General features: G+C 55.0%; 12 protein-coding genes. 9 read left to right on the top strand and 3 right to left on the bottom strand.

Going from position 1 to position 11,597, the window contains the following annotated elements; translation table 11 throughout:
* Positions 1-12: 12 nt before the first annotated feature.
* Positions 13-591 carry a chorismate--pyruvate lyase family protein gene (locus tag ACMHXI_RS12335; protein ID WP_107353018.1) on the bottom strand — a complete coding sequence of 193 codons (579 nt, stop codon included), beginning with the start codon at positions 589-591 and terminating at the stop codon, positions 13-15.
* Positions 592-696: 105 nt separating this feature from the next.
* Here ACMHXI_RS12335 and ACMHXI_RS12330 point away from each other — a divergent pair, with 105 nt between their 5' ends.
* Together ACMHXI_RS12330 and rlmF are read left to right on the top strand one after the other, a co-directional pair.
* Positions 697-1,104, top strand: a complete 408-nt coding sequence (locus tag ACMHXI_RS12330) for a flagellar basal body-associated protein FliL (RefSeq protein WP_025010605.1) — start codon at positions 697-699, stop codon at positions 1,102-1,104.
* Complete coding sequence (gene rlmF, locus ACMHXI_RS12325) at positions 1,097-2,176, top strand: 23S rRNA (adenine(1618)-N(6))-methyltransferase RlmF (protein ID WP_101060190.1); 1,080 nt, start codon at positions 1,097-1,099, stop codon at positions 2,174-2,176. Before ACMHXI_RS12330 ends, rlmF begins: the two co-directional genes overlap by 8 nt.
* Positions 2,177-2,218: 42 nt before the next feature.
* On the opposite strand, the gene ACMHXI_RS12320 is transcribed toward rlmF, so the two are convergent.
* Positions 2,219-3,124, bottom strand: a complete 906-nt coding sequence (locus tag ACMHXI_RS12320; protein ID WP_025010607.1) for a helix-turn-helix transcriptional regulator — start codon at positions 3,122-3,124, stop codon at positions 2,219-2,221.
* A gap of 24 nt (positions 3,125-3,148) precedes the next feature.
* On the bottom strand, positions 3,149-3,979 hold the full coding sequence (locus ACMHXI_RS12315; protein WP_037474977.1) for a formate dehydrogenase accessory sulfurtransferase FdhD: 831 nt from the start codon (positions 3,977-3,979) through the stop codon (positions 3,149-3,151).
* A gap of 278 nt (positions 3,980-4,257) precedes the next feature.
* Between ACMHXI_RS12315 and ACMHXI_RS12310 the strand changes: the two genes are divergently transcribed.
* From ACMHXI_RS12310 to fdh3B, 7 genes are all read left to right on the top strand, one after another.
* Positions 4,258-4,716 (top strand): DUF3305 domain-containing protein, encoded by a 459-nt coding sequence (locus tag ACMHXI_RS12310; protein WP_025010609.1) that lies wholly within the window; start codon positions 4,258-4,260, stop codon positions 4,714-4,716.
* Complete coding sequence (locus ACMHXI_RS12305; RefSeq protein ID WP_096142436.1) at positions 4,716-5,342, top strand: DUF3306 domain-containing protein; 627 nt, start codon at positions 4,716-4,718, stop codon at positions 5,340-5,342. The genes ACMHXI_RS12310 and ACMHXI_RS12305 overlap by 1 nt, the downstream gene beginning before the upstream one ends.
* A 150-nt stretch (positions 5,343-5,492) precedes the next feature.
* Complete coding sequence (locus tag ACMHXI_RS12300) at positions 5,493-7,157, top strand: 4Fe-4S binding protein (protein WP_107006038.1); 1,665 nt, start codon at positions 5,493-5,495, stop codon at positions 7,155-7,157.
* Between the two features lie 10 nt (positions 7,158-7,167).
* Positions 7,168-7,824, top strand: coding sequence for a molecular chaperone (locus tag ACMHXI_RS12295; protein WP_025889566.1), 657 nt, complete (start codon positions 7,168-7,170; stop codon positions 7,822-7,824).
* A 75-nt stretch (positions 7,825-7,899) separates the two neighbouring features.
* Positions 7,900-8,097 carry a twin-arginine translocation signal domain-containing protein gene (locus tag ACMHXI_RS12290; protein WP_025010612.1) on the top strand — a complete coding sequence of 66 codons (198 nt, stop codon included), beginning with the start codon at positions 7,900-7,902 and terminating at the stop codon, positions 8,095-8,097.
* An 18-nt stretch (positions 8,098-8,115) separates the two neighbouring features.
* Entirely contained in the window at positions 8,116-10,965 is a 2,850-nt protein-coding gene (locus ACMHXI_RS12285) for a molybdopterin-dependent oxidoreductase (RefSeq protein WP_044733399.1), read from the top strand.
* 27 nt (positions 10,966-10,992) lie between these two features.
* The gene (gene fdh3B, locus ACMHXI_RS12280) at positions 10,993-11,589 is read left to right on the top strand and encodes a formate dehydrogenase FDH3 subunit beta (RefSeq protein WP_025010613.1); all 597 of its coding nucleotides are present in this window, start codon (positions 10,993-10,995) and stop codon (positions 11,587-11,589) included.
* The last annotated feature ends 8 nt before the right edge of the window (positions 11,590-11,597 follow it).

Here is an 11,597-nt window from a genome sequence, read left to right as displayed (position 1 = left end):
GGCTTTGTTTGATTAGGGGGCTAGTGGGCCTTGGTTAATGGCGGCAACCGCCGCCGGCAGGAAAACTTCACCGACAATCAGCTGTTGCTCATGGAAGTGAAAATAACGTCTTCTGCCCCATATTGCCTCAGTGGTGGGTTGTGACAGTGAGTCGGCGAGGGAGGCGATCCTGGATTGGCTGTCGAAACTGGCGACTTCTATGGCGCCGGGTTCAAAGCCGATATCGCCGAACAACAACTCTCCCAGGGGGCGGGTGCCCAACTTGCCCAGTCTCTGCTGTTGCTCCAGCAGCTTTGCCGGGATCAGGGTGCGGCCAAAGACCCAGGGAGTACCGTCCAGGCAGAGCAATACTTCCCTGATCCAGATGGCTTTATGTTCCTTACCCTGCCACTCCCGAGTGGATGAGGGCAGCATGGCTTCGCCGAGCAGTTTGACCTCAAAGTGGTTGCAGCAACTCTTGAGTCTCTTGGTGAGACTGCCGGTCGCCAGCAGCCAATCGTGCAATGGCGCTGCGGGAAGTCGCTGTGATTGCTCTGGCGAAAACCACTGAATTGATTCACCATAAGGAAAGCTTAAACTGGTCACACTCATCGGATACCCGGTACAATATTACAACCCGGGAGTCTATCACGCTTGCCCACAGGCAGATAGATCGCAAGGGGCGTCGGCACAAGTCACGGGAGCTTGATACTCAATATGAAACGCGTTTTGACACTGTTGTTTTTTATGCTGGCAGGCATGTTGCAGCCTGTGATGGCGGCCGATGAAAAGCCCGCCGAAGATACTTATGCTTACTATGGCTTCGAGCCTGAAATAGTGACCAACTATATCTCCAACCGGAAGAAGTTGGGGTTTGTGCGCATCAGTGTTGAGCTTATGGTGAAAGACCCCCAGGACCTGGTGGCCTTGCAACACCATGATCCCCTGCTGCGGGCCGCGATAGTGGAGATTCTCGGTAACCAACCCGAGGACAGGGTCAAGTCGCTTACCGGTAGAGAAGAGATCCGCCGTGAATGTTACGACACAGTCAATCGTTTGCTGGAGCAGGAAACCGGTCGGGCGCTGGTGGTGAATCTGCTGTTTACCAAATACCTGTATGACTGAGGTAAAAAAGCATCGGCTCAACGCCTCGAAAGGCAAGGCCAGGGCCGAGATAAAGGTTAGGACAAGAGTAAAGAAAAAGACCCAAGAGACGACGGTCGGCAAAACCTCGGTTAAAACGGGCGGAAAAGCCAAGGACAAGGGCCTCCATCCGCGCAACCTGCACCGCCAAGGCTATGATTTTACCGCCCTGGCCGCCAGTTATCCTACGCTTGCGCCTCACCTTATCACCACAGACTATGGCCAGGTTTCGATTCCCTTTGCCGAGCCGCAAGCTGTCTTGGCCCTCAATGCCGCCTTGTTGCAGCACCATTATCATATCCAGGATTGGCAGTTGCCCGAGGGCTATCTGTGCCCGCCCATCCCGGGGCGGGTGGACTATCTGCATCATATCGCCGACCTGCTGGCCGAAGGCGGTAAAATTCCCCAAGGCCGGCGTATTCGCGGCCTGGATATAGGCACGGGAGCCAACGGCGTCTACCCCTTGCTTGGCTCAAGTGTCTATGGCTGGCAGTTTGTCGGGGCCGATATCAACCCTGTGGCGCTGGATAATGTCGCCGGCGTTTTACAGCACAACCCCAAGTTGGTCAGCGCCATTGAACTGCGGCTACAGCCCGAACCGGATCAGATATTTCATGGTCTTTTGCAGACGGGAGAGTGTTTTGATTTCAGCCTCTGTAACCCGCCGTTTCATGCCTCGGCCGCCGATGCCCTTAGCGGCAGTGAACGCAAACAGCGCAATTTGGCGGCAAGTCGCGGTGAGCAACATCAGCATCAGGAGCACAAGCTGAACTTCGGCGGTTGTCAGGCCGAGCTTTGGTGCGATGGCGGTGAGCTGGGGTTCCTGCTGCGGATGATTCACGAAAGCCGCGACTATGGCGGACAAGTGCTGTGGTTTTCTTCGCTGGTGTCCAAGGGTGACAACCTCAAACCTTGTCAGCAGGCGTTAAAGCAACTTGGCACCAAAGAGGTCAAGATACTGGAGATGCAGCAGGGCAATAAGCAGACCCGGGTATTGGCCTGGAGTTTCTTTGATGCCGCCGCCAGACGCCAATGGTGGAAGTTCAAGGCTTGAGGCCCACCGCTGGCAGACCTCAAAGTGGATTGAAAATCCGAGTTACTCCGGACTCCAAAGCAGCTGACCACAGTCGGTGAGGTCATAGCCGCCAAGCAGGGCGGCCATCTGCCGGGTGTGGCTGCCGCCGAGCATCTTGAACAGTTGCTGCAACTGGCGGCGGAAGTAGATCCCCTGTGGCATGACGAAGTCGAAAGACTCAGTCACCAAGGGCACAAAGCTCAGGCCGCTTTCCATGGCGACAGCCTGACAGCCGAAACCTATATCGGCATCGCCTCGGGCAATATAACCCGCCAGTTCCCGCTCACTGAAGGCGGTGAGTACTGAGTTGAGCTGCTCAAGCTTGGCGCCCTGTTTCAACAGCCAATGTTCCAGATGTTGCTGGCTACCGGCGCCGCCTTGGCGGGTAACCCAACGCCAGGAGAGTTGCAGTACCTTGCTTTCTTCCTGACACCTGTGGTGCATATCCGGCCGCACAATTAGCCCCTGCTGGCGGTTATAGCCGTGAACCATGATCCATTGCTGGTGGTTGGGATACCCCTTCAGCAACGCCGTATGGCGGATATTGCGCTCTTCCAAACTGCCCCAATGCAAGGTACAGACATCGGCGTAGCCCTTGGACAAGAGCTCCAGCCCCAGGCGGGAACCTGTGGCGCTGTAGCTGATCAGTTCTCGACTGCCTACCTGGGCCATCAACCTGGCCACCTGCATCGACAGCAAGGGGTCATCACTGCCGGTGATCAACAGTCGGTCGGTTAACATGCCACTGTGGCAGGAGTCCATGATCCAACGGTCGATTAATATTTTTGGAAACAGCCATTTACCTGTGATTTTGGTCGCCGGCAGCATACGCTCGTTGGCCATGGCATAGACCTTCTTTTCGTTGAGGTCCAGATACTCGGCCACCTGCTTGGCGCTCATATAGACAAGTTCGCTGGGCTCCGTCATCACATCTCCTTGGTATCTTGGGTATCAGCGTGGATTGCTGGCATCAAACTCGATATTGTCGGCACCATTGTACACCAGGAAATGGCGCCCTTTAGCGCGGGCGACCATGGTGATCCCCAGCTTTTGTGCCAGTTCCAGGCCCATTTGGGTGACACCGCTGCGGGACAAGAGCACAGGGATCCCCATCTTGGCAACCTTGATAACCATCTCGGAAGTGAGCCGCCCCGTGGTGTAGAAAATCTTGTTGTCGCCTCTGTCCTGCTCCAGCCACATCTCACCAGCCAGGGTATCCACCGCATTGTGGCGGCCAACATCTTCGACAAAGGACTTTATCTTATCCGCTTCACACAGACCACAGCCGTGAACTGCGCCGGCATTCTTGTAGGTTTGGTTGTATTCACTGATGTTTTTCAACAGGGAGTAGAGCATGCTCTGCTTCAATTTCGGTTGCGGCAGGACTATGTCGTCCAATCCTTCCATAAAGCCGCCGAAGACAGTGCCCTGGCCACAGCCTGTGGTGACTGTCTTGTCGGCCAGCTTAGCGTCCAGATCCTCAGTCTGCTCACGGGTGATCACGGCAGCGGAAGCCACGTCCCAGTCGACAATCACAGATTCCAGTTGCGATACATCATTGATAAAGCCTTGATTCTTCAGGTAACCCAGTGCCAGGGCCTCGGCTCTTGCACCCAAGGTCATCAGGGTGACTATCGGTCGCCAGTTGAGGTAGACAGTCAGCGGTCTTTCACAGGCGACATACTTCTCCTGCAGTTGGCCATTTTCATCGACCGCAGTCACGGCAATGGTCAAAGGCACCTGGGTATTGGTCTTGATCAATTGGGGTTTGGCACTGGTCATTATCGAACCTTCACAGAGAGCATGGGCCACAGCATAGCAATATTTATACCGTCACAGGATTCAGGCTGCAAAATGCGTGATCCGCAGCAAGTGCCGGCGGCACTCAGGTCATGAATGTCCCAAACCAGATTGCATATTGGACAAAATGTCCTATTTTTAGCCTTAAATAGATGATCAAGTTCAAACTTATTTCTCAAATGGCAACTGGCACTAAAATTGCAAAGTCTTGGGGATCTTACTTATGCCCGAAAATAATCCCATCGGGAGGGAGAGTCAGTATGCAACATTCCGAAAGCGTATGGCCCATGTACGTTTCACTGAAAAAAGTGGAGAAACAGGTCGGTCGTTGGACATCCATCAGCTGGGAGCTGGACCAAATCGTGCCCGCCACCCATGAGGCGCCTCCGGGAGCCAAGCTGGTCCTGTTGGAGTTGTTTCGTGATGAGCGTGCCAGTTACCGCCTTAATCTGGATATGGACAATCCCATGCTTTACATAGTTTGCGACGAAGATGTCGAGGGCAACTGGATCCCAGCCGCCATCTCCGCCGACCAAAATGTCGCAGCCGGTTGTCTCGAAGGGGATACCCCAGTACTGAACATGCCGATGCCGGAGGCGATTGCCTGCTGGATTGAAGCCTTCATTACCCGCCACGGTGAAGTGGAAATCACCGCCCACAGACGTAAACATGTTAACCGCCGCAAGGAATTGGCCGAAGACAACATTCGGAGGCACTGATGGCCGAAAAGAGTGGATTCCTCAGCCGCTGGGCACTGCGTAAGCAGCAAGTACAGGACGGTGAAACCCCTATCGATGAACCGCTGCAAGACGTTCCTCCCCAAGCGGAAGTTGTTGCAGAGGCAGAGCCGGAAACTCAGGCCGCGCTCGAAACTCTGCCAGAGACTGAGTCGCAGGAAGAAAAACTGCTGACTGCCGAAGACTTGCCCGACCCCAGCGGTATCGAGGTTGGCGGCAGTTTCGCCAGCTTTATGGCCAAGAATGTCGACCCGGCAGTCAAGACCGCTGCCCTGCGTACCCTGTGGAAACAACCTCACTTCAATGAAATCGACGGCTTACTCGAGTACGCACTCGATTACAGCAACCAACCCAAGCTAACCGCTGAAGCTTCAGCGGAATTGGCCAAGAAAGTTTTCCGTCACGTACTGGAAAAAGAGGAGCCGGAAGAGACTGAGGAAGCACTGGCCGAAATCGACGCTTCCCTAGGGGATGCCGAGGCCGATGCGCCACAGTTAGCCGAGCAATCTGCGCCACAGTCGCCAACGGACAATTTGGACGGGGATGTGACTGCAGAGGCCCAAAATGCCACAGATGCAGTGGCCGAAACTCATAAGCCGGTTGTTTGACGTCAGTTTAACAGCCTTTAATGCCCATAATTTTGGTATGTGAATTGCTGTGTTCAGGCTATAGCAAGCTGTAAATCAATAATAAAAGCAGCAAGATAAAGAATACGGCCACCGCCATAAACTGTTCAGGAACGCAAAGTGAACAATAGTGTGAGCAATAATCCCGCCCAGCAAGCGCTGCGGCAGGTGCGTCGTGAGGTCAGCCAGCAGACTCAGATTCTGCAAAACCTGATCCCGCCGACCGTAAGTTACACCACAGAGGGGAATGTCCTGGTAATAGGCCCCGAGGATCTGGCTCGGCTGGCGGCAGACAAACTGTCTGCCATGGCCGGTAGAGTGATCTTGGCCAACGAGCCTATCACCAGCCAGGAAGAGGCCCATCTCGAAGCCGTAATGGCTGCCGCCGAAGATGTCGAGAGCTACTACAACAAGCTGATTGGTATCAAAGGCTTCCTCGGTCAATTCCAGGTGAGTGTCGAACATGACAATGGCGCCGCCGAGCTCAGTGTGGTTGCACTGCGCAAGCCGCATTTTGACCTGATCCTCGACCTGAGCCGCGAGCCGCAAATTCAGCTGGAAATGCTGCCACCCGGCTATTTCTATGTGGGTCAGGACCCGGAGAAACTGGCCGAAGCCTTGCAAGAGTTGCCCCAGATGATCGGCCAGTTTGACAAGCCTCGCTATGTCAAGGTCAACGCCGATCTCTGTGCCCATAATCGCAACGGCAATAATGGTTGTAACCGCTGCCTCAACTTCTGTCCGGCCGATGCTATCAAGAGCGTGGCCAAGCAGATTGAGATAGACCCCTATCTGTGCCACGGCGCCGGCAGCTGTACCAATGCCTGTCCAACCGGGGCCATTGCCTATGACCAGCCAACCCCTCAGGCGCTGCATTCATACCTGAACAAGTTGATTTCCCGCTTCCGCGAGCAGGCCCAAACCGCGCCTGTGGTGCTGTTCCATGACATGGGACAGGGCGGCGCCCTGATCAACGACGAGTTGCCGGGCGAGGTTCTGCCGGTAGCACTTGAAGAAGTCACAGTGGCCAGCATGGATCATTGGATGGCTTCTTTGGCCTGGGGTGCGCGCCAGGTGTTGATCCTCAACACCAGTGCCACAGCACCGACTCTGACTCAGATGCTCAAGGGTGAACTGGGATTGGCCAATGCCATTTTGGATGAGATGGGGCAGCCACAAAGGATTCGGGTTATCGACGAAGCCGAGCTTGCCAATCTCTGGCCTATACTGGATGTAAGTCTGGACTGGCCTGTGATAGTGCCTGCGGCGCTCACTGAGGGTAACAAGCGCACCCAGCTGTATGCTGCTATCGATCACCTCAATGAGCAGGCAGCCAATGTTGATACCCAACTGACCATGGGCAATGTTCCTTATGGCCTGGTTAATATCAATGCCGACAAGTGCACCTTGTGTATGTCTTGTGTCGCGACCTGTCCTACCCAGGCGCTGACCGACGGTGGCGACACTCCGGCACTGTATTTTGTCGAGCAGGATTGTGTGCAGTGTGGTCTGTGTGAGGCCGCCTGTCCGGAGAAGGTGATCAGCCTGACTCCTCAGGTCAATCTGGATAAGGCTGCACGGCAGCAGCGCCGGATCCTGAAAGAAGAAGCTCCGTTCGAATGTATTCGTTGTGGAGCGCCGTTCGCGACCCAGTCTATGGTGCACCGGATGCTGGATATGGTCGGAAGCCACAGCGCCTTCAGCGCCAACATTGAGCGTTTGAAGATGTGTGGTGATTGCCGGGTTAAGGATATGTTTGAAGACATACTCCAGGATCCGGAAAAGCAACTGAGATAAGAGATCCGCTATGACCGAAACAGTAAGAGAAGTATCAGAAAACGATCAGCTTAGAGCAGATATCTATCAGCTGCTGGCGGCGCTGCTGAGGCGCCACCCCAGCCCGGAATTGCTGAGTTTTCTTGGCGACCTCGAAGTCGACGCCAATGACGACAGTGATATGACCAAGGCCTGGTTGGCGCTCAAGTTGGCGGCCGTCCAGTTCGACAGTAACCAGCTGGAAGATGAGTATTTCAACATCTTCCTCGGCGTGGGCTCGGGGGAAATCCTGCCCTATGGCAGCTGGTTTATGACAGGTTCGCTGATGGACAAGCCCTTGGCTTTGCTGCGTCAGGACCTGATGCAGCTGGGCTTCGAGCGCGAAGAAAACGTCAAGGAGCCGGAAGATCATGTTGCCGCCCTGTGCGAGGTGATGAGCGTATTGCTGCTGGAGGCTCCGGCCCATCAGCAACTGGCCTTCTACCGTCGCCATATCGGCAGCTGGATCATACGTTTCTTCGATACCTTGTCCCGTTGTCCCTCCGCCGCGTTTTACGCCGTGGTGGCACAACTCGGCCGGGCCTTCTTTGAAACCGAAATCAATGAGTTTGAACAGCTGGTGCTGAGCACGCCCGTGGTGGAAACCCCGGCGGTACAGATCCAGCCCAAGGCCAGCGAGTTGGCCTGAGAATTTGCCCGTGGCAACACGGGCTAAAGCATGCGGGGGAGTTTCCCCCGTCTACCTTCAACACGAGGAGACACTATGAAGAAGCAAGCTTCCGACATGGGTCGTCGTCAACTGCTCAAGGCATTGGCGATCGGCAGTGCGGCAGGCGCGGTTGCGACTGTCAGTGGTCAAGCCTTGGCGGCCAAGCCTGAAGCACCAGAAGTGCCAAAGGGTGAGGGCTACCGTGAGACTGACCATGTGCGCAATTATTACGCCTCACTGCGTAACAAATAACGATAAGGAGAGTGTGTGATGCGATTAACCCGCAAAACAGACCAGGTCGCAGTGGCTGAAAAGCCCGCTCTGGGTCTGAATCGTCGTCAGTTCCTTAAGTCTGCCGGTTTGGCTACCGGTGGGATTGCCGCAGCATCTATGCTGGGCGCAGGAATGATGCGTAAAGCCGAAGCCAAAGATGTTCCTCACGATGCACCCACTGAAGTGAAGCGTACTATCTGCTCTCACTGCTCAGTAGGTTGTGGTATCTACGCCGAAGTGCAAAACGGTGTTTGGACCGGGCAGGAGCCTGCCGTGGACCATCCATTCAACCGCGGTGGTCACTGTGCCAAGGGCGCGTCACTGCGTGAGCACGGCCATGGTGAGAAACGTCTCAAGTATCCAATGAAACTCGAAGGCGGTAAGTGGAAGCGTCTCAGCTGGGAGCAGGCTATCAATGAAGTCGGCGACAAGATGCTGAAGATCCGCGAAGAATCTGGCCCTGACTCTGTGTACTTCATGGGTAGTGCCAAGTTCTCCAACGAGCAGTCTTACCTGTACCGCAAACTCGCAGCCATGTGGGGCACCAACAACGTCGACCACTCGGCGCGTATTTGTCACTCTACCACTGTAGCCGGTGTGGCCAACACCTGGGGCTATGGTGCGCAAACCAACTCCTTCAACGATATGCACAATGCCAAGTGCATGCTGTTTATCGGCTCCAACCCCAGTGAAGCTCACCCTGTGGCGATGCAACACATTCTGGTAGGTAAAGAGCGCGGTGCCAAAGTCATAGTGGTTGATCCACGTTTCACCCGTACTGCAGCCAAGTCTGACGAGTACGTGCATATCCGTCCCGGTACCGACATTCCTTTCATCTACGGTCTGCTGTGGCATATCTTCGAAAATGGCTGGGAAGATCAGAGCTTTATCGATCAGCGTGTGTACGGCATGGAACGTATCCGCGAAGAGGTGAAGAAGTACAATCCTGCCGAGGTTGAGCATGTTGCCGGTGTCGGTGAGGCTCAAATGCGTCGCGTCGCCAAGATGATGGCCGAGCACAAGCCCGGCACTATCGTTTGGTGTATGGGTGGTACTCAGCACCACGTAGGTAACGCCAATACCCGTGCTTACTGTATCCTGCAGTTGGCCCTGGGTAACATGGGTGTTTCCGGTGGTGGTACCAACATCTTCCGTGGTCACGACAACGTACAGGGCGCCACTGACTTTGGTCTGCTGTTCGATAACCTGCCTGGTTACTATGGTCTGACTTCCGGCGCCTGGGCGCACTGGAGCAATGTGTGGGATCTGGATCCTGCCTGGGTCAGCAGCCGTTTCGACCAAGGCGAGTATCTGGGCCAGAAGCCACAGACTTCAGCCGGTATCCCTTGTTCCCGCTGGCACGACGGTGTGCTGGAAGACAAGAACAAGATTGCCCAGAAAGACAATATCCGTCTGGCCTTCTTCTGGGGTCAGTCTGTCAACACCGAAACCCGTGGCCGTGAGGTGCGTGAAGCACTGAACAAGATGGACACTGTGGTCGTCGTTGACCCATTCCCAACCATGGCCGGTGTTATGCACCAGCGTAAAGATGGCGTTTACCTGCTGCCGGCAGCGACTCAGTTCGAAACCTATGGTTCTGTGTCAGCTTCCAACCGTTCACTGCAGTGGCGTTCTCAGGTCATCGACCCGCTGTTCGAATCGCTGCCTGACCATGTGATCATGTACAAGCTGGCCAAGAAATGGGGCGTTGAGAAAGAGTTCTGTAAGCACATCAAGGTCAACGGTGAAGAGCCGCTGGTTGAAGATGTCACCCGCGAGTTCAACCGCGGTATGTGGACCATAGGTTACACAGGTCAGAGCCCTGAGCGTCTGAAGATGCACCAGGAAAACTGGGGTACCTTCGACTTTGATACCCTCGAAGCACCCGGCGGCCCAGCCAAGGGTGAAACTTATGGTCTGCCATGGCCATGTTGGGGCACGCCTGAGATGAAACATCCAGGTACCCAAATCCTCTATCGTACCGACCGTGAAGTCCGCTACGGCGGTGGTAACTTCCGTGCCCGTTACGGTGTTGAGCACAATGGCAACAACATACTTGCCGAAGGTTCCTTCTCCAAAGGCAGTGAGATTCAGGATGGTTACCCTGAGTTTACCGACAAGATGCTCAAGCAGCTGGGTTGGTGGGATGACCTGACCGAAGAAGAGAAGAAACACGCCGAAGGCAAAAACTGGAAAACCGATATTTCCGGTGGTATTCAGCGTGTGGCCATAGCTCACGGCTGTATCCCTTATGGTAACGCCAAGGCCCGTTGTATCGTATGGAACTTCCCGGACGACATTCCGTTGCACCGTGAACCTCTGTACACGCCTCGTCGTGACCTGGTCGCCAAGTACCCCACCTACGAAGACCGTATGGTGGCGCGTCTGCCGACCCTGTACAAGTCAATTCAGGACAAAGACTTCGCCAAAGACTTCCCGCTGGCACTGACCTCTGGTCGTCTGGTGGAATATGAAGGCGGCGGTGAAGAAACCCGTTCCAACCCCTGGCTGGCCGAGTTGCAGCAGGAGATGTTTATTGAGATCAGCCCAGGCGATGCAGCCGACCGCGGTCTACGCGATGGCGACGATGTTTGGGTACACAGCCCAGAAGGCGCCAAGATCAAGGTCAAGGCCATGGTAACGCCAAGGGTGATCAACGGTGAATGTTTCATGCCGTACCACTTCGCCGGTATCTTCGAAGGCGAGAGCCTGGTGAAGAACTATCCGGAAGGTACTGTACCTTACGTTCAGGGTGAATCGGCCAACACGGTTCTGACTTACGGCTATGATGTGGTGACACAGATGCAGGAAACCAAATCCAGCCTGTGCCAGATCACCAAAGCCTAACCGTACTTGATGAGGAGATAAGCCATTATGGCAGTCATGAAATTCTTATGTGACACCAAGCGCTGCATCGAGTGTAACGGTTGCGTCACAGCCTGTAAAAACGAAAACGACTCCGCGCTCGAGTGGGGTATCCAGCGTCGCCGCGTGGTGACCATCAATGATGGTCAGCCCGGTGAAGCGTCCATTTCAGTTGCCTGTATGCACTGTACCGACGCGCCTTGTATGGCCGTTTGTCCTGCAGACTGTTTCTACCGCACTGACGATGGCATAGTGCTGCACAACAAAGATACCTGTATCGGTTGTGGCTACTGCTTCTATGCCTGTCCTTTCGGGGCGCCTCAGTTCCCGAAAAAGACCGCCTTCGGCAGTCGCGGCAAGATGGATAAGTGTACTTTCTGTGCCGGTGGTCCAGAGGAAAACTTCTCTGAAGCCGAGCGTAAGAAGTACGGTGCCAACCGTATCGCCGAAGGTAAGTTGCCTATGTGTGCCGAGCTTTGCTCCACCAAGGCACTGCTGGCCGGTGACGCGGAAGTGGTATCCAACATCTATCGTGAGCGGATGGCCGCCCGGGGTAACCCCAATGTGATTTGGGGCTACAATCCCAAGACCGGTGAGATCAACTGAGACAGAGC

The organism is Shewanella sp. BJSY2023SW005 (assembly GCF_047314585.1).
GTDB classification, from domain to species: Bacteria; Pseudomonadota; Gammaproteobacteria; order Enterobacterales; family Shewanellaceae; genus Shewanella; species Shewanella algae.
The sequence above is the reverse complement of the archived record's forward strand: the minus strand, read 5'-3'. Positions and strand labels throughout refer to the sequence as shown.

Bases quoted from the DNA above. Each gene is read 5' to 3' on its own strand.
- ACMHXI_RS12335 (WP_107353018.1), bottom strand. From the start codon at position 591: ATGAGTGTGACCAGTTTAAGCTTTCCTTATGGTGAATCAATTCAGTGG.
- ACMHXI_RS12330 (WP_025010605.1), top strand. From the start codon at position 697: ATGAAACGCGTTTTGACACTGTTGTTTTTTATGCTGGCAGGCATGTTG.
- rlmF (WP_101060190.1), top strand. From the start codon at position 1,097: ATGACTGAGGTAAAAAAGCATCGGCTCAACGCCTCGAAAGGCAAGGCC.
- ACMHXI_RS12320 (WP_025010607.1), bottom strand. From the start codon at position 3,124: ATGACGGAGCCCAGCGAACTTGTCTATATGAGCGCCAAGCAGGTGGCC.
- ACMHXI_RS12315 (WP_037474977.1), bottom strand. From the start codon at position 3,979: ATGACCAGTGCCAAACCCCAATTGATCAAGACCAATACCCAGGTGCCT.
- ACMHXI_RS12310 (WP_025010609.1), top strand. From the start codon at position 4,258: ATGCAACATTCCGAAAGCGTATGGCCCATGTACGTTTCACTGAAAAAA.
- ACMHXI_RS12305 (WP_096142436.1), top strand. From the start codon at position 4,716: ATGGCCGAAAAGAGTGGATTCCTCAGCCGCTGGGCACTGCGTAAGCAG.
- ACMHXI_RS12295 (WP_025889566.1), top strand. From the start codon at position 7,168: ATGACCGAAACAGTAAGAGAAGTATCAGAAAACGATCAGCTTAGAGCA.
- ACMHXI_RS12290 (WP_025010612.1), top strand. From the start codon at position 7,900: ATGAAGAAGCAAGCTTCCGACATGGGTCGTCGTCAACTGCTCAAGGCA.
- ACMHXI_RS12285 (WP_044733399.1), top strand. From the start codon at position 8,116: ATGCGATTAACCCGCAAAACAGACCAGGTCGCAGTGGCTGAAAAGCCC.
- fdh3B (WP_025010613.1), top strand. From the start codon at position 10,993: ATGGCAGTCATGAAATTCTTATGTGACACCAAGCGCTGCATCGAGTGT.